The sequence below is a fragment of the Leisingera sp. genome (genome assembly GCF_982940295.1).
Window position 1 is genome coordinate 88,916 of record NZ_CEYXRG010000010.1, and the last position, 18,749, is coordinate 107,664.

At 66.2% G+C, this 18,749-nt stretch carries 16 protein-coding genes and 1 tRNA gene; 4 read left to right on the plus strand and 13 right to left on the minus strand.

Going from position 1 to position 18,749, the window contains the following annotated elements:
• Nucleotides 1-26 precede the first annotated feature (26 nt).
• A complete protein-coding gene (cobS, locus tag AC4HIX_RS11270; protein WP_490399057.1) occupies nt 27-785 on the minus strand; it encodes an adenosylcobinamide-GDP ribazoletransferase in 759 nt (252 codons plus the stop codon).
• Between the two features lie 101 nt (nt 786-886).
• Here cobS and cobT point away from each other — a divergent pair, with 101 nt between their 5' ends.
• Nucleotides 887-1,903, plus strand: a complete 1,017-nt coding sequence (cobT, locus tag AC4HIX_RS11275; protein ID WP_490399058.1) for a nicotinate-nucleotide--dimethylbenzimidazole phosphoribosyltransferase — start codon at nt 887-889, stop codon at nt 1,901-1,903.
• A 48-nt stretch (nt 1,904-1,951) separates the two neighbouring features.
• On the opposite strand, the gene AC4HIX_RS11280 is transcribed toward cobT, so the two are convergent.
• The 3 genes from AC4HIX_RS11280 to AC4HIX_RS11290 form a co-directional block, all read right to left on the minus strand.
• The gene (locus AC4HIX_RS11280) at nt 1,952-3,841 is read right to left on the minus strand and encodes a monovalent cation:proton antiporter-2 (CPA2) family protein (protein ID WP_475046599.1); all 1,890 of its coding nucleotides are present in this window, start codon (nt 3,839-3,841) and stop codon (nt 1,952-1,954) included.
• A gap of 102 nt (nt 3,842-3,943) precedes the next feature.
• Nucleotides 3,944-5,164 (minus strand): PAS domain-containing protein, encoded by a 1,221-nt coding sequence (locus tag AC4HIX_RS11285; RefSeq protein WP_490399059.1) that lies wholly within the window; start codon nt 5,162-5,164, stop codon nt 3,944-3,946.
• Nucleotides 5,165-5,230: 66 nt separating this feature from the next.
• Nucleotides 5,231-5,686 carry an Lrp/AsnC family transcriptional regulator gene (locus tag AC4HIX_RS11290; protein WP_475046596.1) on the minus strand — a complete coding sequence of 152 codons (456 nt, stop codon included), beginning with the start codon at nt 5,684-5,686 and terminating at the stop codon, nt 5,231-5,233.
• Between the two features lie 152 nt (nt 5,687-5,838).
• Here AC4HIX_RS11290 and hppD point away from each other — a divergent pair, with 152 nt between their 5' ends.
• Nucleotides 5,839-6,939, plus strand: a complete 1,101-nt coding sequence (hppD, locus tag AC4HIX_RS11295; protein WP_490399060.1) for a 4-hydroxyphenylpyruvate dioxygenase — start codon at nt 5,839-5,841, stop codon at nt 6,937-6,939.
• Nucleotides 6,940-7,117: 178 nt separating this feature from the next.
• On the opposite strand, the gene AC4HIX_RS11300 is transcribed toward hppD, so the two are convergent.
• Nucleotides 7,118-9,679 carry a hypothetical protein gene (locus AC4HIX_RS11300; RefSeq protein WP_490399061.1) on the minus strand — a complete coding sequence of 854 codons (2,562 nt, stop codon included), beginning with the start codon at nt 9,677-9,679 and terminating at the stop codon, nt 7,118-7,120.
• A gap of 177 nt (nt 9,680-9,856) precedes the next feature.
• On the opposite strand from AC4HIX_RS11300, the gene AC4HIX_RS11305 reads away from it, so the two are divergent.
• Nucleotides 9,857-10,588, plus strand: a complete 732-nt coding sequence (locus tag AC4HIX_RS11305; protein WP_490399062.1) for an SIMPL domain-containing protein — start codon at nt 9,857-9,859, stop codon at nt 10,586-10,588.
• Nucleotides 10,589-10,640: 52 nt separating this feature from the next.
• Here AC4HIX_RS11305 and AC4HIX_RS11310 read toward each other — a convergent pair whose 3' ends face one another.
• The 3 genes from AC4HIX_RS11310 to AC4HIX_RS11320 all read right to left on the minus strand — a co-directional run bounded on the left by AC4HIX_RS11310 (nt 10,641) and on the right by AC4HIX_RS11320 (nt 13,055).
• Nucleotides 10,641-11,933, minus strand: coding sequence for an O-acetylhomoserine aminocarboxypropyltransferase/cysteine synthase family protein (locus AC4HIX_RS11310; RefSeq protein ID WP_475046589.1), 1,293 nt, complete (start codon nt 11,931-11,933; stop codon nt 10,641-10,643).
• 347 nt (nt 11,934-12,280) lie between these two features.
• Nucleotides 12,281-12,356: transfer RNA gene (locus AC4HIX_RS11315), tRNA-Thr, on the minus strand.
• A 210-nt stretch (nt 12,357-12,566) separates the two neighbouring features.
• Nucleotides 12,567-13,055, minus strand: coding sequence for a hypothetical protein (locus AC4HIX_RS11320; RefSeq protein ID WP_490399063.1), 489 nt, complete (start codon nt 13,053-13,055; stop codon nt 12,567-12,569).
• 169 nt (nt 13,056-13,224) lie between these two features.
• Here AC4HIX_RS11320 and AC4HIX_RS11325 point away from each other — a divergent pair, with 169 nt between their 5' ends.
• Nucleotides 13,225-14,214 carry a GT-B fold glycosyltransferase domain-containing protein gene (locus AC4HIX_RS11325; protein WP_490399064.1) on the plus strand — a complete coding sequence of 330 codons (990 nt, stop codon included), beginning with the start codon at nt 13,225-13,227 and terminating at the stop codon, nt 14,212-14,214.
• A gap of 27 nt (nt 14,215-14,241) precedes the next feature.
• Here AC4HIX_RS11325 and AC4HIX_RS11330 read toward each other — a convergent pair whose 3' ends face one another.
• The 5 genes from AC4HIX_RS11330 to AC4HIX_RS11350 all read right to left on the minus strand — a co-directional run bounded on the left by AC4HIX_RS11330 (nt 14,242) and on the right by AC4HIX_RS11350 (nt 18,749).
• Nucleotides 14,242-15,597, minus strand: a complete 1,356-nt coding sequence (locus AC4HIX_RS11330) for an amidase (protein ID WP_490399065.1) — start codon at nt 15,595-15,597, stop codon at nt 14,242-14,244.
• Between the two features lie 113 nt (nt 15,598-15,710).
• Nucleotides 15,711-16,409: a bifunctional hydroxymethylpyrimidine kinase/phosphomethylpyrimidine kinase gene (gene thiD / locus AC4HIX_RS11335; RefSeq protein ID WP_490399103.1), complete on the minus strand. Its 699-nt coding sequence runs from the start codon at nt 16,407-16,409 to the stop codon at nt 15,711-15,713.
• 2 nt (nt 16,410-16,411) lie between these two features.
• Nucleotides 16,412-17,380 carry a ThiF family adenylyltransferase gene (locus AC4HIX_RS11340; RefSeq protein ID WP_490399066.1) on the minus strand — a complete coding sequence of 323 codons (969 nt, stop codon included), beginning with the start codon at nt 17,378-17,380 and terminating at the stop codon, nt 16,412-16,414.
• The gene (locus AC4HIX_RS11345) at nt 17,377-17,982 is read right to left on the minus strand and encodes a thiamine phosphate synthase (protein WP_490399067.1); all 606 of its coding nucleotides are present in this window, start codon (nt 17,980-17,982) and stop codon (nt 17,377-17,379) included. Before AC4HIX_RS11345 ends, AC4HIX_RS11340 begins: the two co-directional genes overlap by 4 nt.
• The gene (locus tag AC4HIX_RS11350; protein WP_490399068.1) at nt 17,982-18,749 is read right to left on the minus strand and encodes a thiazole synthase; all 768 of its coding nucleotides are present in this window, start codon (nt 18,747-18,749) and stop codon (nt 17,982-17,984) included. Before AC4HIX_RS11350 ends, AC4HIX_RS11345 begins: the two co-directional genes overlap by 1 nt.

Sequence of the window (18,749 nt, forward strand, 5' to 3'; positions counted from 1 at the left end):
CGGCCCTTTTTCATGCCCGGACCGGCTCAGCTGCAGATGGCGAGGAGGGCGAGAAGCCCAGCGATCTCCGCCACTTGCTGCGAAGCGCCGAGGATGTCGCCGGTCTGGCCGCCGATCTTGGCCTTGGCCAGCGCTCCCAGTCCCATGGCGGCTGCGCCCATTGCAAGCGCGACACCAATGGCTGCCCAACCAATCAGCGGCAAGGACAGCAGAACCGCCAGAAACGCTGCCAGCCCGCAGGGCAGGGCACGGGGGCGGCCCACAGTCTGCGACAGCCCCGCGGCGCGCGCGTTGGGCAGCACCGCCATCAGCGCGGGCATCACCGCCCGGCTCATCATCGCCAGCGCCAGCAGCGGCCAGGGGCCCGCAACCTGCAGCAAGGCCGTCAAAGCGCTCCAGCGCAGGCCGAACCCGAGGATCAGCGCAATCACCCCATAGGCGCCGATGCGGCTGTCCTTCATGATCTCCAGCCGCCGCGCGCGGTCGAAGCCGCCCCACAACCCGTCGGCGGTGTCGGCCAGCCCGTCTTCATGCATGGCGCCGGTCAGCATGACCTGAACCGCCAGCGCCAGCCCCGCGGCCACCGTGGCAGGCAAGCCCGCCGCCAGCGCCAGCGCGGCAAGCAGTGCTGCGGGCAGGGCAACCGCAAGACCCGCCAGCGGAAACGCCCAGACAGCCTTGGCCTGGCGCTGGAACGCCACCGCCGGCAGATACGGCAGCGGCAGCCGGGTCAGCAGCACCAGCGCCAAAGCCACGTCTTTTGCCTGGATGTCGTTTTTTCGCATTTACGGGCCTATTGCGGGGCTTGCGGCACTGCCGCCAGCGGTTAAACAGATTGCCAACCGCTTTATCCGCGTCACCCGCTCAGATGCAACGAGGCTTTCACATGCTGCCACAGCTTTCCTCCCTTGATGATTTCCGCGCCGCACTCGCCGCCGCACCGGCCCAGGATCAGGCCGCCCTGCAGGGGGCGGCCGCGCGCAATACCCAGCTGACCAAACCGCCGGGCGCGCTGGGGCGGCTGGAGGATCTGGCCATCTGGTACGGCGGCTGGCGCGGCAGCGACCGGCCCGAAATCGCCGCGCCGCAGGTGATCGTCTTTGCCGGCAATCACGGGGTGACGGCGCAAGGCGTCTCAGCCTTTCCGCCGGAGGTTACCGCGCAGATGGTGATCAACTTCGAGCACGGCGGCGCCGCGATCAACCAGCTGGCCAAACTGGCAGGCGCGCGCATGGATGTGCTCGCCCTGGAGCTGGACCGCCCGACCGCCGATTTCACCCAAGGCGCAGCGATGAGCGGTGATGAGCTGCTGGCGGCACTGCAGGCGGGGTGGGATGCGGTCGACCCGAGCGCTGACCTGCTGGTGGTTGGCGAGATGGGCATTGGCAATACCACCCCGGCCGCAGCCCTGGCCTGCGCACTGTTCGGCGGCGCGGCGGCGGATTGGACCGGACGCGGCACCGGTGTGGATGACGCTGGCCTTGCGAACAAGACCCGGGTGGTGGCCGAGGGCGTGGCACTGCACAAGGACGCTATCCGCGACGGGCTGGATGCGCTGGCCTGCCTTGGCGGGCGCGAGATTGCCGCCATGGCCGGGGCCATTGCCGCGGCCCGGGTGCTGCGCATCCCGGTGATCCTGGACGGCTTCATCTGCTGCGCCGCAGCCGCCTGCCTGCTGCAGACCGCAGACGGGGCGCTGGACCACACGCTGGCAGGCCATCAAAGCGCCGAGGGCGCGCATCCGGCGCTTCTGGAGAAGCTGGGCAAGCAGCCGCTGCTGTCACTGGGCCTGCGGCTGGGCGAGGCCTCCGGCGCTGCGCTGGCGATCCAGGTGCTAAAAGGCGCAATTGCCTGCCACAGCGGCATGGCGACCTTTGCCGAGGCGGGGGTTTCAGACGGCTGACCGGCCGAATGCCAACATGAAAAAGCCCCGGCCTGTGCCGGGGCTTTTTCATTCTGCGGCTTCCGAGGATTTCTTGCGCTTGCGCTCCGCCATCTCGAAAATCGCGCTTTCCAGTGCCTTCTCCAGCTCGCGCGCGCGTTCAATATAGGCGGGGTTCTGGCTGGCCGGGGTGCCGGGGATCCAATGCTCAGCCAGATCGCGCAGGTTCTGACGGTCGTGGGCATAGAAGGTCTGCGCCGCCTGCGCCGCCTCGTATTCGCTGAGGCCGACGTTCTCCAGCACGTAGCGGCCCGCCCGCACCGAGCTGTCGAACAGCTCGCGCACGATATCGTCGGCACCGGCCTGATACAGCTCATAGACGTGGTTGCGGTCCTTGGCGCGGGCAATGATGTGCAGGTCCGGATAGGCGCGGCGCACATAGGCCACCATCTTGACCACACCTTCGGGATCGTCCAGCGCCACCACAAAAACCTTGGCCTTGGCGATGCCGGCCGCCTTCAGCAGCTCCGGCCGGGTCGGATCGCCCAGGAAGCTCTTGACCCCGAAGCGGCGCATCAGCTGCACCGCTTCCATATCGTGGTCCAGCACCACGGTCTTGAAGCCGCTGGCCTGCACCAGCCGGTTGACGATCTGCCCGAAGCGGCCAATGCCCGCGATGATGACCGGGCCTTCCTCGTCAATCTCGTCCGGCTCGTGCTCCTGGCGAGCGTCCCCCATGCGCTTGGACAGGAAGTCATAGAGGATGAACAGCAGTGGCGTGATCAGCATCGACAGCGCAATCACCAGCAGCAGCTTTTCCGACAGCGCCGCCGGAATGACGTTGAGCTGGCGCGAAAAGGCGAGCAGGACAAAGCCGAATTCCCCGGCCTGCGCCAGGCTGAGGGTAAACAGCCACAACCCGCGGCGGCGCAGGCCAAAGGCGCGGCCGACCGCAAACAGCACTATGCCCTTGGCCAGGATCACCAGCGCGGCCAAGCCGATCAGGTCGCCCGGATCAGCGAGAAACTGGCGGTAGTCAATGCCCGCGCCGACGGTGATGAAGAACAGCCCCAGCAGCAAGCCTTTGAAGGGGTTGAGGTCGCTTTCCAGCTCATGCCGGAATTCGGAGTTGGCCAGAACCACCCCCGCCAAAAACGCGCCAAGCGCCGGCGACAGGCCGACCAGCGTCATCAGGAAGGAAATCCCGACCACGATCATCAGCGCCAAGGCGGTGTACATCTCGCGCAGGTTGGAGGCGTGGATAAAGCGGAAAAGCGGCCGGGTCAGGTAGATGCCCGCCAGGATGATGAAGGCGATGGCTGCCAGGGTGACAAGTGTTACCGCCCAGCCCGGCAGCCCTTCCACCAGCGACAGGGAACCGTGGCCCGCGCCGTGGTCATCGCCTTCGAGGCGGATGGAGCCATCGCTGGAAAACTGCGGAATGGCGTATGAGCCAAGCAGCGGCAGGAAGGCCAGGATCGGGATTACCGCAATGTCCTGGGTCAGCAGCACCGAAAAGGCCGAACGGCCGCCGCCGGTCCGCATCAGCCCCTTTTCCGAAAGGGTCTGCAAAACGATCGCGGTGGAGGAGAGCGACAAAGCGAGGCCGATGGCCAGGCTGACGTGCCAGGGCTGGCCCATCGCCATTGCCGCGCCCATCAGCGCGAGCGTGGACAGCGACACCTGCATGCCGCCAAGCCCCAGCAGTTTGTGCCGCATCGCCCACAGCGCGCGCGGCTCCAGCTCCAGCCCGATCAGGAACAGCATCATGACCACGCCGAACTCGGCAAAATGGCGCAGATCCTCGGTTTCGGTGCCGGTCAGGCCGAGCACCGGGCCGATGGCGATGCCCGCCGCCAGGTAGCCGAGCACAGAGCCGAGGCCGAGACGGGCGGCCAGCGGCACCGCGATGACGGCGGCTGCCAGATAAACGGTTGCCTGATAAAAAAACTCTTCCATACAGAAGGTATCGCAAGTGCGCCGGTGCCTTGGCAATGGCTTTGGCAGCTGTGGCGCGCTGATAAGGCAATTCAGCGCCTGCCGGGGGCAGGCGCTGCGGAATTATTGTTCGAGGAGACGGATTTCTTCACTAAGCTTGCCGATCCGGTCCAGCCGCCGCGAGATCCGCTCCTGGAAACCGCCGAGCTGGTCGATGATATCGGCCAGGGTTTCGCCGGAATCGGTCAGCCTGGCGCTTTCGATCTTGAGCAGCACCCGGGTCGAGCTGAGGCCAAGGAAGTGCCGGTGCATGATCTGGCAGGCGCTTGTGATGCGATCGGCTTCCTGATGGACCTCCTTCATCCCGTCCTGCGCGCGCTTGACCTGCTCCTGAACCAGATCGCCGAGGATATTGCGCTCCGACTCCATGTCGAGTTCGCCCAGTTCGCGGCGCTCCCTTTGCAGCTGGTGGTCGCACTCGATCAGGATCCGCGCCATCCCCTCGACAAACAGGCTGTCATTCACTGAGGATTTTATCTTGGCGAAGTTGCTGTTCTTGCCCATCACATGCGCGGCAAACCAATCCGACATCTCACGCGACATGGATCCGTAGTTCTGCGAAAGCACGGTGACCGGGCCGCCCGAAGGCTCAATCCGGGAGGCCAGCACCCGCAGGTTATGCGGGATCGTGTGCATGGCGTCGAAATCGGCGATCAGCCCCTCGGTCTCTTCCACCAGGGTTTCGGCATTGCGCAGCATGCCGGTCAGCTCCTGGATGCGGGCATGCGGCTGGTTGCCCAGGCCGGTGTCGCGCGCGATCAGCTCCTGGCTCAGCGCGTGGGCGGCAAACTGGTGGTAGTTCTCGTAGCCGTGGCTTTCCAGCCAGTCGAGCAGGTACCGGGCGCTTTCCTCTGGCTTTACACCATGCTCTTTTTCGCGCTTGAGCATCTGCGCATACAGGCCGCGCACTTCCTCGAACAGCTTGCTGCTGGGCTTGATGCGCGCGGACAGATAGCCGTCCTGGCACGGCACCACCACGGCGAAGACCCAGTAATACAAACCGTCCTTGGCTTTGTTTTTGACATAGGCGCCCATGAACTCGCCGCGCTGGATGGTGTCCCAGAACAGCGAAAACACGCCCTTGGGCATGTCAGGGTGGCGGATCACCTTGTGCGGAGCGCCAATCAGTTCTTCCCAAGGGTAGCCGCCCACCCGCCGGAACACATAGTTACCCGCCTGGATAACACCGCGGCTGTCAGTCCTCGAAAAGAACACTTCATTGAGGCCAAAGGGAGCCTCGCCGCTGCTTGGCCGCGTTTCAACACGCCGGTCGACAAAGGACACGTCAGTTTCCACTTCAGATTGAGATATTTGTTGCAGCCTGATTACATAGAAATTCTTGTTTGTTGGTTAAGTCGGCAGCGGCGCATCGCGTTTTAATTGTGCCATTACGATCTGGCTCTGGACCCGTGACACCCCGGGATGCGGCAGCAGAATCTCGTGGATCAGCGTGTTCAGCGCCTGCAAGTCGGCACAGTAGACACGCAGCAGGTAATCGGCCTCTCCGGTCATCGTCCAGGCTGAGGTGATCTGCGGCTGGCTGGCCACCAGCCGGGCGAACCCCTTGGACTGTTCAGGGCCGTGGCTGCCCAGATGCACTTGCACAAATCCCTGAACGGCCAGCCCCAGCTTGGCCGGATTGAGCCGCGCCGAATAGCCCTCGATATACCCTTCCGCCTCCAGCCGCTGGCGCCGCCGCCCGGCCTGGCTGGGCGACAGGTTGAGCAGGTCTCCCAGTTGCTGCGCCGTCAGATGCGCGTCTTTCTGCAACGCTGCGAGGAGTTTCGTATCCGTTGGGTCCAGCATGCGCAAAATCTCCGCGTTTTCGGCACTTTCCGTGAAAACGCCGCGCATATCAACCTGCGCGCGCGAAACTATGCGGAAAACCTGTATCCGAAAAGCGGTATTCTTAGGGCAAGATTTGATCCTGTCCCCACACCAGATGAAGGAGACGCGCAATGGGCCCGTTCCCGCATAACGCCCCGAAATCCGAGATCACGCCGGAGAACCCCGCTGGCACCGATGGCTTTGAATTTGTTGAATTTGCCAGCCCCGAACCGCAGGAACTGCGCGACCTGTTCACCCAGATGGGCTATGAGCTGGTCGGCCGCCACAAGCAGAAGCCCGGCGTCGAGCTGTGGCAGCAGGGCGACATCACCTACATTCTGAACGCCGAGGCCGGCAGCTTTGCCGAAAAGTTCGTGGCAGAGCACGGCCCCTGCGCCCCGTCGATGGGCTGGCGCGTGGCCGACGCGCAGAAAGCGTTCGAACATGCCGTCGCCAAGGGCGCCGAAGCCTACGACGGCGATGACAAGACCATGGATGTGCCCGCGATCAAGGGCATCGGCGGTTCGCTGATCTACTTCATCGATCAGTACTACGACACCTCGCCCTACAACGAGGAATTCGAGTGGCTGAAGCAGTCCAAGCCGCGCGGCGTCGGCTTCTACTACCTCGATCACCTGACCCACAATGTCTACAAGGGCAACATGGACAAGTGGTTCAAGTTCTATGGCGAGCTGTTCAACTTCAAGGAGATCCGTTTCTTTGACATCGAAGGCAAGTACACCGGCTTGCTGAGCCGCGCGCTGACCTCGCCCTGCGGCCGTATCCGGATCCCGATCAACGAGGACCGTGGCGAGACCGGGCAGATCGTCTCCTACCTGAAGAAGTACAAGGGTGAGGGCATCCAGCACATCGCCGTCGGCACCGAGAACATCTATGACTCGACCGATGAGATCTCGGAGCGCGGCATCCGCTTCATGCCGGCCCCGCCGGAAACGTATTACGACCTGAGCCACGACCGGGTGCAGGGACATGACGAGCCGCTGGATCGGATGAAGAAGCACGGCATCCTGATCGACGGCGAAGGAGTGGTCGATGGCGGCGAAACCAAGATCCTGCTGCAGATATTCTCCAAGACCGTGATCGGGCCGATCTTCTTTGAATTCATCCAGCGCAAGGGCGACGACGGCTTTGGCGAAGGCAACTTCAAGGCGCTGTTTGAATCGATCGAGCGCGAGCAGATCGAAAACGGCGAGATCCAGGCCGCGGAATAACGGCTAGCAGGCTTTTGCCCCAGGCCGGGTCCGCATCGCGGGCCCGGCCTTTTCTGTGCCTGCACCCTTCCTGTCCCGGCCCGCGTAAAAGAGGAGCCGCCGCCCGCGTTGCGGCGGCGGCAGCTGTATGCTGGCCAGGGGAGAGCGCAGGAAAGGGAAATCTCTTTGGAGCGGGCGCTTAGCCGTTCGGCATCTTCAGAGTGCGGTTGCGGCCGCCTTTCTGATACTGCAACTGGTTTTCGCCGATGGCGATCACCCGGCCGCCGTCGATGCGGTCGCCGACCTGCACCTTCTTGTAGCGGCCCGAAGGCAGCCGGACCAGCGCGCGGCGGTCGGACGCAGTGCCGTAGACGCCGATGAGGTTCAGCTTGCGCAGGTTGATAGCGTTGCTGACGGTGGCCCGGCGGGCGACCGACGCCGTAGTCGGGATGCGCGGCGCGACGGCGGCGGCGGCAGCCGGCACCGCGGCGGCGGTCTTCACCTGGTTCTGGGCGTTGCGGCGGGCGCGGTCGACCAGATTTGCGAAATTCGCGGGCCGCTCGCGGGGGACTGCCGAGGCGGCAATTGCCAAGGCTGTTGCGGGCAGCTGCTCTTCCTCCGCCGGCTTCAGGCTGGCCGGCCGCTGACGCGGGCGCAGCGAGGCGAGCTCAGCGCGGCTGAGACCGCCCAGCTGGGCGCGCTCGGTCTGTTCCTGCAGGTCCGCGGGCCGGGCCTTTGGCCGCTTGCGCGACAGCACCTGATTCCGGGCCACTTCCTCGGCCAGGGCCTCAGCGGCCGGGTCGTTGCGTTCGGGTGCCGGCGGCGGCACCTTCTTGGGGCGGCCCAGGTAGACCGTAATGCCATCGGGGTTCAGCGTGCCGCCAGGCGTCGCTTTGACCAGGCCGCGCTCATCGAGGTCGAAATCTGCGCCTGCCGCGGCGGGCGAGGCGACGGCGCCCGGTTCCTCATCCAGGGCAAAGGTCTCCGGCTGCGGCAGCGCCACAGCGTCCGGCGCGCTGCCGATGCGGTCGATAGAGGCGGTATACAGCTCATCGAGGCGCGGCGCAGCGGGGAACGTCCCCAGATCCGGCGCCACAGGCCAGATCCCGGTTGCAGCGTACCGCGCGGCCAGGGCCAGTTCGTCCAGCGGCTCATCCTGGACGGCGGCCGCGTCCGTGTCCACAAGGGCGGTGTCCGTGCCATCCTCAGGCAGCTCCGCACCGTCTGCGGCGGCTTCGTCCTCGGCGGTGGGGTCCGGCCCAGTGTCCGCCAGGGCTGCGTCGCCGGCAGCCTCCTCCGCTGCCGCCCCGGTTTCCTGGATGCCGGGATCGGGCTGATCGGCCAGCACGCTGACCTGCGGAGCGATGGGGGAGGTGTCCTGGTCTGCTTCGGGCTGCGGCACCAGGGCGGGCGGTTCGGTTTGGCCATCTGTCTCCTCCGTCTGGCTGCCGCCGGAAGCGGGGGAGAGGCTGCGGCCGCCGTCTGCTGCGTCAGACAGGAAGCCGCCGCCGCCAAACACGGCCCAGACCGCGACAGTGGCCATGAACAGCAGCAGGATGGCGGTCAGGATCAGGCCAAGAAAGCGAGGCTTGCCTTTGGTGGCGGGCTTGTCTGCGGCGGGTTTGGACGGTGCGGGTTTGGACGGTGCGGCAGGGGCTGGGGCAGACTCGCGCAGCGCCGCGGGCGCGGGCGGAATTTTCGGGCTGGCCGCGGCGGCATCAGCCTGGTCTGCGCCCTTGGCCGCAACTGCGGCTCCCAGCGGTTTCGCCGCTTCCGGCACGGGGCCCGGCTGCCGTGCGGCTGCAAGCGGTGCTGTGTTTTCCTGGGGCTGCGGCGCCGGGACCGCAGCCGGGATTGGCGGAGCAGCAGAGTTTGCGGCTGCGGCAGCTTTGTTGCGGGTGGTCGAGAACCCGCTGGCGTTCTGCACCTGCACGTCAGCCGCGGGCGCGGCAGGCGGCGGGGCAGGCGGGAGGCTGGCCGGCGTCTCAGTCTTTGCAGCTTTCACCGGAGGGGTTTCCGGCGTATCCTCCTGCGCCGGGTCCGCTTCCGGTTTCTGCGCAGTTTCTTCGGAGGGCAGGGCGGCGTCTCCGCCGCTCGCCGGCTCAGAGTTGTCTGCCTGCGGTTCGGGCCGCTTCTGATCGCCGGCGTGGGCGGGTGACGGGGTGTCCGCCGCAGCCTCGGAGCTGCTGTCTTCGCTGCCGTCCTCTGTCACCGGGTCCGGCAGTTTGGCCGGGCCGGCAACCTTTACCGCTTCGGCGTCGGGTTCCACCTCGGTGCCGCGGATCGCGCGTGTGGTGCCAAAGAAGGGCTCGCCCTGAAAACCGCTGTCTTCGGGTGCCGCGACAAAGCTCACCGGGCCAAAGCCATGCTCCACCGCAAAGGTTTCCGCCTCATCCAGCGTTTCCAGCGCCACGGCGGCAACATGGGTCAGGCTGCCGTCAGCGCTGATGTCAAACGCCAGCTCGTCCACCGGATAAGGCGTCGCCCCTTCCAGCGCAGCCCTGGCGGCGGCAATCCGCTCCTCCGCGGACTGCTCACCTGTCTCAACCGTCAGATACCGGATCTGGTCATTGGGCAGGATCAGCTTGCTGAACACGTCCTCCGGCGCCAGCCGCAGCGCGTCAGCACGCATCTTAGCCAGTGCGGCGGGCAGATCCTCGGCGTCAAACGGAGTGCTGCCCACGTGCCGCCAGCCGTCTTCGGCGCGATAGAGAAGCGCAATACCATCAGCGGAAAGCGAAAGAGCAAAAGCCGGTTTCATGCCTTGGGTCAAACCATCCAAATCCATACTGCCCGGGGCCGCCCGACGCGCCCGGTGTTTTGCCGCGGACCTTAAAGCAGGAGATTGCCGAGTTAAAGGAAAAGACTTCTGCCGGGGCTTGCGGGCGGCAGTTTGCCGTCCCCATCTAAGGGGTATTCGAAAAAGGAGCTTTTGAGAATGAAAGCAAGGAAACTTCTGGCCGCCGCACTGATGCTGTCGATGAGCGCAGGCGCTGCTGCCGCAAGCGAGGCCGCGGCGCCGCGGCAGATCACGGTCAATGGCGAAAGCACGCTGCAAGTGGCGCCGGAACTGGCGACCATCACCCTGGGCGTGACGGAGGAGGCCGAGGAAGCCGCAGCTGCGATGGCGGCCGTGTCTGAGGCGATGGGCGGGGTGATCGCACGGCTCAAGGAAAGCGGCATCGCCGGCGCGGACTTGCAGACCCGGCAGATCGCGATGCATCCGGTCTGGTCGCAGGACCGGTCCTACGACAGCGGCGGCCGGCGCGAGATCACTGGCTTCCAGGCCTCGAACACGCTGATGGTGCGGGTGCGGGATCTGGACCGTTTGGGACCGGTGCTGGACACGGTTCTGACCGCCGGCGCCAACCAGTTCCAGGGCCTGACCTTTGGCGTGGAGGACCCTGCCGCGGTCACTGACCGGATCCGCGGCGAAGCGGTCAAGGATGCGATGCGCAAGGCGCAGCAGCTGGCGGAGGCGGCCGGCATGGAGCTGGGCCCGGTGCGCACAATCACCGAGCACGGCAGCGGCGGCGGGCCCCGGCCGATGATGGCGATGGACATGGCCCGCAGCGAGTCGATGCCGGTCGAAGCCGGGGAGCTGACGTTCACGCACAACGTCTCGGTGGTGTTCGACATGGCGGTGCCGGGCGGCGAGGGCAGCGAATAACAAAAAAGGCCGGGCAGAGCGCCCGGCCTTTCTCATTCGGATAAGCCGTGCCTCAGCCGCAGGCTTTGGCCAGCGCCTGGTCCAGGTCGCGGATCAGGTCGTCCGCATCCTCGATGCCGATGGACACGCGCACCACATTGGGGCTGGCGCCCGCGGCTTCCTGCTGCTCCGGCGTCAGCTGCCGGTGGGTGGTGGAGGCCGAGTGGATGATCAGCGAGCGGGTGTCGCCGAGGTTGGCGACGTGGCTGAAGATCTCCAGCGAATCCACCAGCTTGATGCAGGCCTCGTAGCCGCCCTTGACGGCAAAGGTGAACAGCCCGCCGGTGCCCTTGGGGTAGTGCTGCTGGGCACGCTCGTAATAGGGGGAGGACGGCAGGCCGGCATAGGTCACATAGTCGATCCGGTCATCGTTCTCGAGCCATTCGGCCACCTTGCGGGCGTTCTCGCAATGGCGCTGCATCCGCAGGGACAGGGTCTCGACACCCATCAGCGTGTAATGCGCCGCCTGCGGGTTCATCGTCATGCCCAGATCGCGCAGGCCGATGGCGATACCGTGGAAGGTATAGGCCAGGGGTCCGAATGTTTCATGGAACTTGAGGCCGTGATAGGCGGGTTCCGGCTCGGACAGGGAGGGGAACTTGTCGTTGCCCGACCAGTCGAACTTGCCGCTGTCGATCACGCAGCCGCCGGTCACAGTGCCGTTGCCGGTCAGGTACTTGGTTGTCGAATGCACAACCAGCGTCGCGCCCTGCTCGATCGGGCGGCACAGATAGGGGGTGGCAGAGGTGTTGTCGACGATCAGCGGGATGCCGGCGCCATCGGTAATGTCCGCCAGCGCGCGGATGTCGGTCACGTAACCGCCCGGGTTGGCGATCGACTCGCAGAACACCGCGCGGGTGTTTTCGTCGATTGCGTCCTTCACTGCGTCCAGATCGTCGGTGTCGACAAATTTCGCCGACCAGCCGAAGCGCTTGATGGTCTGGCTGAACTGGGTGACGGTGCCGCCATACAGCCGGGTCGAGGCGACCACATTGCAGCCCGGACCCATCAGCGGGAACAGCGCCATGATCTGCGCCGCATGGCCGGACGAGCAGCAGACCGCGCCGACGCCGCCCTCCAGCGTCGCCAGCCGCTCCTGCAGCACTGCAACCGTGGGGTTGGTCAGGCGGGAATAGATAAATCCGACTTCCTGCAGGTTGAACAGCGCCGCAGCGTGCTCGGCATCGCGGAAGACATAAGCGGTGCTCTGATAGATCGGCGTCTGCCGCGCGCCGGTCGCCGGATCCGGCTTGGCGCCGGCATGGATTTGCAAGGTGTCAAAGCCATAAGACGGGGCATCGGTCATGAGTGGGTCTCCCTGAAAACTCTTTCGCGCGCACAACAGCATGGCTGGATGCAGAAGGCAATCGCGCCAATGCCGCAGCGCAGGCAGGCCGCGCGGAGGATCGTGCCGCTGGCGGCATGCGGCAGCATCGGCAAGGGAAGCAAGCGGGCAAATCACCCGCGCCCCGCCGACTGCAGCACGCAGAACGGCCAGAGGATGTTGTTTTCCGATTTCCTGCGTATCAGCTGCCGGAGCCAAAAGCACCGGCACCTGCAAAGGCAGCCGTAGGCGAAACGGTCTCCGGCAGGATCCACGGCTCATTGAGATTTGGTGAAGCCGGAGAGAAACCAATATGTTAGCTGAAAAAGTGGTGCCCCCACACGGACTCGAACCGCGGACCTACTGATTACAAATCAGTTGCTCTACCAGCTGAGCTATAGGGGCGCCGAGCTGTGAAACCGCGCTTAGCATCCTTCGCAGGTCCCTCGCAAGAGGTCTTTTCAGCAAATGAACAAGCTTGCAGAATTGCAGACCGCCGCGCGCATTGCTGGCGCTGCGGGAGACTGCCGCGGGGGTTGCTGCCAATGCCTTGCCGGGAAGGCCGGTACGCGGCCGCTCAGCCATAACCGGCCAGATCCGGCCAGCGGTTCAGGCTTACCGCAGGGGGTGGCCGTTGCGGCCGAAGGAAAAGCTCTCGGTGCTGAGGTCATCATAGGTCACTTCAACCGCGACCTGCTGGATCGAGCCCAGCGGGTAGCTGCGGTAGGGCATGCCGTCTTCTTCTTTGATCATGTTGGGAAAGCCCTCGTCCAGATGGCACTTTGGCAGCGGCCAGACTTCCAGCGGGCTGCCGTTCACCCCCAGTTTCACCTGCGCCAGGCCGCAGCGCCAGGACCACAGGTGGGTGACATAGAGCAAGTCCTGGCCGTTGAATTCGCGCACATGTATCCAATTGGCCAGGGTCGCGGCCAGGATCGGCTTCACCTCGGTTGCGGTGGTAAAGCGGCCGGTGGCCTCCTGCGGCTCCGCCGCCAGCGCGCTGCCAGCCGGAGCAGGCGCGGCGACCGCCGCAGCCTCCTGCGTGCCGTCCTCCGAGCCCGGCTGCGCCGCGGCCGCGATTATCGCCAGGATCACATCAATCATGTTCTCTCTCCACTTGGGACGCCCTTTCGAGTCACAGGGCCGCCCGAAATTCCCGGCGGCCTGTTGCACGGCATCCTGCCGGCTAGTAGCTACCATAGCAGGCAGGTCTGCCTGCGGCCTTAACAGGCAGTCCTAGCCGCCCGGCAGAGACGAAAAAACGGGGAAAACAATGGCAAATGCCCCCTTCAACGTGATGATCATCGGCCAGGCGGGCCGGCTGCAGTATGAGGCGGTCCTGTTTGCCGCCTCGCTGCGCCACTGTTCCCCCGGGTTTTCCGGCCGCCTGTTTGTGGCGGTGCCGCAGCCGGGGCCGTTGTGGGACAAGGACCCCAGCATCCGCAACCGGGAGGTGCTGCAGGTGCTCGCGGATCTGGGCGCGGAGATTGTGCCGTTCGAGAGCAAGGTGTTCGGCGCCGCATACCCCTATGGCAACAAGATCGAGGCGCTGCAGGTGCTGCCGGAAGGGGAGCCGTTCGTGTTCTTCGACACCGACACGCTGATCACCGGCGAGCTGGCGGAGGTGCCGTTTGACTTCTCCCGTCCCTCGGCGTCGTTGCGGGTGGAGGGGACCTGGCCCAAGCCGACCCTCTACGGGCCCGGCTATGCCGGCATCTGGCAGTCGCTCTATACACGCTTTGGCCTTGATTTCCTGGCCAGCCTCGACCTGAGCCAGCCGGATGAATTCTGGAAGCGGTATCTCTACTTCAACGCGGGCTTCTTTTACGGCGCCTGCCCGCGGGCCTTTGGCAAGCGCTTCCTGGTCTATGCGCAATCGGTCAGGAATGATCCGCCGCCGGAGCTGACGGGCCAGTCATTGGATCCGTGGCTGGATCAGATCGTGCTGCCGCTGGTAATCCACTCCTTCGGCGGCGGCCGCGATGCGCTGCCAGCCGGTTATCTGGACGGGGAGACCAGCTGCCACTACCGGCTGTTTCCGCTGCTCTATGCGCGCGAGAGCGACCGGGTGGTGGAGCTGCTGCACGAGATCACCGCACCGAACCGGATCAAGAAGGTGCTGAAATCCTATGAGCCTATCAAGCGCATGGTCTATCAGGGCCGCGGAGATAAGGTGCGGGCGCTGTTTGACCGCGAAAACCTGCCGCGGCGCGAGCAGGCGATCCGCAACCGGATCAAGAAAGAAGGCTTCTGGATGCGCTGAGGGCGGCAGTGGCGCGGTGCTTTCTTTCTAACGCAGCGCCCGCTCGATGCTGCGGGCAAATTGCAGCAGACGCGCATCCGACCCTTTCGGCCCGGTGATATGCAGCCCCACGGGCATCCCATCGGCTGAGGTGCCGAAGGGAATTGAGACTGAGGGCAGCTCCATCGGCGGTGTCAGCGTCACCGTGCGCCAGTCCTCAGGCAGCTCGCTGTCGCGCAGATCCGCAGAGAACGGCATCCCCGTCGCCGTGGGCCACAGGGCAAAGTCATAGCGGTCAAAGAAAGCAGCCACATCCGCCCAGACCCGGGCGCGGGTGGTCTGATAGGCCACCAGCTCCGCCAGGCTGCGCCCCTCTGCCTGGGCGCAGGCGGTGCGGAAGCTTTCGCCCGCCAGCGCCATGTCCGGCTCCAGCGCCGCGCGGATCTGCAGCGCGCACTGGCCGCGGGTGACATCGCCATGCGCCAGCAGCGGCTCCAGCGCCGGGGCGTCTTCCGCCACCTGCCAGCCCAGCTCCCGGCACAGGATTTCAACCGGCGCAATTGCCGCCTGCACTGACGGCTCCACACTGGCCCCGAAGGGCGACAGCGACAGCGCAACCCGGCCAGGGCGCCGGGCAGGGGGCTCTTCCAGGTCCGCCAGCCGCGGCAGGCCGTGCCAGAAGCCCAGCGGCTGGCTGGCGGCATTGCCCTGCATCACCTCCAGCATCAGCACCAGATCGCGCACCGTCCGCGCCATCGGCCCCGGCACCGACAGCCCGTCAAAGGGCGCGGGGTTCGGCGCATAGGGGATCAGGCCGGAGGTCGGGCGCATCCCCATGACACCGCACCAGGCCGCAGGCGTGCGGGTGCTGCCGCCCAGATCGGAGCCATCGGCCAATGCCACCATGTTCGCCGCCAGCGCCGCCGCCGCGCCGCCGGAACTGCCGGCCACAGTCTTTTCCGGGTTCAGCGGGTTGCGGGTGGTGCCGCTCACCAGGTTGCTGGTCTGGCCGGAAAAGGTGAATTCCGGCGTGTTGCTTTTGCCGGTGATCACTGCGCCCGCCGCCCGCAGCCGCGCCACGTGCAGCGCGTCATAGTCCGGCACATGGTTTTCAAAGCTCCGCGACCCCCAGGTGGTGCGCAACCCCGTGGTTTCAAAGCAATCCTTGACCGCCAGCGGCAGCCCGTGCAACGGCCCGGCAAAACGTCCGCCGGCGGCCATCGCATCCAGTTCCGCCGCCCGCGCCTCTGCCGCGTCCCAGTCCAGGGTGACAAAGGCATTGACCGCGCCCTCCCGCGCCTCTGTCTGCGCCTTATGCGCCGCCAGCACCTCGCGGGCGCTCAGCTCGCGGGCGCGCAGCTTGGCCGCCATCTGTTCGGCGCTCAGCGCAGTGATTCCGGTCATGCGGCAGGTCTCCCGGGCTTTGGCGTTAAGGCTGCCGGGACACTAGGGAGACGTTTCCGCAGGCTCCGTCCTGAAACCGGCCTCAAAACCGTCTGCCAGCGACCTTGCCCGCCTCAGCGGCGCAGCCAGCGGTACACCGCGTCCTTGCCGTGGCGGCAGGCCGCCTGCAGGCTGGCCCCTCGCGCCAGATGGCAAGCGATGGCCGTGGCCAGGCTGCACCCGGTGCCGCGCCTCGATACCGCCAGCCGCGGCGCGGCAAAGGGGACGGGCGCGTGATCTGCGGTGAGCAGCAGGTCAATGCTCTCAGCCCCGGTGCCATGGCCGCCCTTGACCAGCACCGCTTGCACTCCTTGCGCCAGTAGCGCGGCGGCTTGGGTCTCAAGGCTGCCCTGCACGCCGGACAGCAGCTCCAGCTCCGCCAGGTTCGGCGTTACCAGCGCCGCCCGCCGCAGCAGCGCGCCAAACCCGTCCGCCGCCATCAGGGTGCCGCCGGAACTTGCCTTCAGCACCGGGTCCAGCACGATGGGCAGGCCCGCGGGCAAAGCGGCCTCTACCGCTTCCGCCACCGCAGCCGAGCCAAGCATCCCGATCTTCACCGCACCGGGCCGCGGCAGCGTTGCCAAGGCAGCGCGCGCCTGGTCCGCAACACCTTGGGCGGGGCAGGGGTGAACGGCCAGAACCGCCTCGTTGGTCTGCACCGTGACGGCTGTCACCACCGGGCGCACGGAGACACCCAGCTCCGCCGCCATAGCCGTATCGCGGGTGAGCCCCGCGCCGCCGCTGCTGTCGGTGCCGCCAATGGCCAGGATCATTGTCACGCACCATCTCCCGCCGCCAGCAGCGCAAGATCGTTGAAACCGGCCTGCCGCAGATCCTGCGCCGCGCCCCAGGCCCGCAGACCAGTGCGGCAGCACAGCACGATACGCCCCTCGCGCGGCAGGTCTGCCGTCAGCAGGCCCCCGCGGGCAATCCGGCGGGCCTGCGGAGCCGGCAGGCGCGGCGCTTCGGCGGCATCGCGCAGTTCGATCACCGTATCCTGCGGGGTGATATGAGACGCCGCAATAAAGGGCGGGGTGTCCTCCGGCTCCTCGGCGCCGTCGAAGCGGAATGTGCTGACCTGCAAGTCCTGCAGCCGGAAAATAAACAGCTGTCCCCGCGGGGACGGCTGGTGATTGAGCAGCGCCTTCAAGGCAAGCTGCGCCTGCAGCGCTCCGATCATGCCCACGGCCGGCCCCATCACGCCTGCGGTTGCGCAGGTCGCGGCCTGTGCGGGCAGATCCGGGAACACCGCACGCAAGGACGGTCCGCCGCCGCAGAAGCCGCCGGCATAGCCGGCCTGCCCCAGCGCGGAGGCGGAGATCAGCATCTTGCCCTGCCGCAGGCATTCATCCGAGAGGATATAGGACACCGCAAAACTGTCCGCCGCATCCACCACCAGATCTGCATCGGCCACCAGCGCGGCGGCATTGGCGGCTTCCAGCGGCTGGACCTGCGCCTGCACCTCCAGCTCCGGGTTGGCCGCCAGCAGATGCCTCCTGGCAGCCTCCGCCTTGGGCCGGCCGAGATCGTCCATGGTGTAAAGCACCTGCCGGTGCAGGTTGCTCTCCTCCACCACGTCGCCATCCATCACCGTGATCCGGCCCACGCCGGCCCCGCCCAGATACTGCAGCACCGGGCAGCCCAGTCCCCCGGCGCCCACCACCAGCACATGGGCACGAGCCAGCCGGTCCTGCCCCTCGGCGCCGACCTCCGGCAGGATCATCTGGCGCGCATAGCGGCTCATGCCGGCTCCTTGATCCGGCAGGCCTCCACCCATTCCCGGGTGCGCGCCTCTGGATCCTCCGCCAACTGGATATCAGTCACCACCGCGGCGCTGTCGGCCCCGGCGGCAAAGACCCCCGGCAGCCGCTCCGGCGTCAGCCCGCCAATCGCGACCAGGGGCACCTCTCCCGCCATACGCTTCCAGCGCGTCACCCGCTCCAGCCCCTGCGGCCCCCATTTCATCTTCTTCAAGAGTGTCGAATAGACCGGCCCCAGTGCCACGTAAGCGGGATCAAAGGACAACGCCCGCTCCAGTTCGTCTTCATCATGGGTCGACAGTCCAAAGCGCACCCCCTTGCGGCGCAGCGCGGCGAAGTCGGCGGTGTCCATGTCCTCCTGCCCCAGATGCACGAAGTTGCAGTTCAGGTCCAACGCCGCCTGCCAGTAATCATTCACCACCAGCTGCGCGCCATGCACCGCGCAGAAATCCCGCGCGCGGGCAATCTGGCGGCGCACTTCGGCATCCGGCTCATCCTTGATGCGCAGCTGCACCAGGCTGGCCCCCTGCGGCACCAGCAGCTCCAGCCTGCCGACATGGCTCACGATCAAATAGAAACGGTCCATCATGCAAACTCCGCCAATCCCAGAACCGGGGTGGAGGGCACCGCCATATCGCGCCGCTCCATCGGGTCGGCCTCATACCCCAGACGCCCGGCCTCAACCGCCAGCGCCATCGCGCGGGCCATCCCTGCCGGATTACCGGCCTTGGCCACGGCGGTGTTCAGCAGCACCGCGTCCATGCCCAGCTCCATCGCCTGTGCCGCGTCCGAGGGCCGCCCGATTCCGGCATCCACGATCAGCGGCACATCCGGGAAATGCGCCCGCATCGCCCGCAAGCCATCCGGGTTGCGCAGCCCCTGGCCGGAGCCGATCGGCGCCCCCCAGGGCATCAGGACTTCGCAGCCTGCGTCCAGCAGCTTCTCCCCAACCACCAGATCGTCGGTGGTATAGGGAAAGACTTGGAACCCCTCGCTGCTCAGCACCCGCGCCGCTTCCACCAGCCCGAACACATCCGGCTGCAGCGTGTCGGAATGGCCGATCACCTCCAGCTTGATCCAGGCCGTATCGAACAGCTCCCGCGCCATACGGGCGGTGGTCACCGCCTCCTGCACCGAATGGCAGCCGGCCGTGTTGGGCAGGATGCGGCAGCCCGTTTGCCGCAGCCCTTCCCAGAACCCGGCGCCGGAGCCATCGGCGGTTTCACGGCGCAAGCTGACGGTGATAACCTCCGTGCCGCTGGATGCCACCGCCTCGGCCAAAACCGCAGGCGAGGGATATTGCGCAGTGCCCAACAGCAGCCGCGAGGCAATTTCTGTTCCGTAAACTTTCAT

What these genes read in the sequence shown, in the direction of transcription:
- cobS (WP_490399057.1), bottom strand. Translation starts at nt 785, where the DNA reads ATGCGAAAAAACGACATCCAGGCAAAAGACGTGGCTTTGGCGCTGGTG.
- cobT (WP_490399058.1), top strand. Translation starts at nt 887, where the DNA reads ATGCTGCCACAGCTTTCCTCCCTTGATGATTTCCGCGCCGCACTCGCC.
- AC4HIX_RS11280 (WP_475046599.1), bottom strand. Translation starts at nt 3,841, where the DNA reads ATGGAAGAGTTTTTTTATCAGGCAACCGTTTATCTGGCAGCCGCCGTC.
- AC4HIX_RS11290 (WP_475046596.1), bottom strand. Translation starts at nt 5,686, where the DNA reads ATGCTGGACCCAACGGATACGAAACTCCTCGCAGCGTTGCAGAAAGAC.
- hppD (WP_490399060.1), top strand. Translation starts at nt 5,839, where the DNA reads ATGGGCCCGTTCCCGCATAACGCCCCGAAATCCGAGATCACGCCGGAG.
- AC4HIX_RS11300 (WP_490399061.1), bottom strand. Translation starts at nt 9,679, where the DNA reads ATGAAACCGGCTTTTGCTCTTTCGCTTTCCGCTGATGGTATTGCGCTT.
- AC4HIX_RS11305 (WP_490399062.1), top strand. Translation starts at nt 9,857, where the DNA reads ATGAAAGCAAGGAAACTTCTGGCCGCCGCACTGATGCTGTCGATGAGC.
- AC4HIX_RS11310 (WP_475046589.1), bottom strand. Translation starts at nt 11,933, where the DNA reads ATGACCGATGCCCCGTCTTATGGCTTTGACACCTTGCAAATCCATGCC.
- AC4HIX_RS11320 (WP_490399063.1), bottom strand. Translation starts at nt 13,055, where the DNA reads ATGATTGATGTGATCCTGGCGATAATCGCGGCCGCGGCGCAGCCGGGC.
- AC4HIX_RS11325 (WP_490399064.1), top strand. Translation starts at nt 13,225, where the DNA reads ATGGCAAATGCCCCCTTCAACGTGATGATCATCGGCCAGGCGGGCCGG.
- AC4HIX_RS11330 (WP_490399065.1), bottom strand. Translation starts at nt 15,597, where the DNA reads ATGACCGGAATCACTGCGCTGAGCGCCGAACAGATGGCGGCCAAGCTG.
- thiD (WP_490399103.1), bottom strand. Translation starts at nt 16,409, where the DNA reads ATGATCCTGGCCATTGGCGGCACCGACAGCAGCGGCGGCGCGGGGCTC.
- AC4HIX_RS11340 (WP_490399066.1), bottom strand. Translation starts at nt 17,380, where the DNA reads ATGAGCCGCTATGCGCGCCAGATGATCCTGCCGGAGGTCGGCGCCGAG.
- AC4HIX_RS11345 (WP_490399067.1), bottom strand. Translation starts at nt 17,982, where the DNA reads ATGGACCGTTTCTATTTGATCGTGAGCCATGTCGGCAGGCTGGAGCTG.
- AC4HIX_RS11350 (WP_490399068.1), bottom strand. Translation starts at nt 18,749, where the DNA reads ATGAAAGTTTACGGAACAGAAATTGCCTCGCGGCTGCTGTTGGGCACT.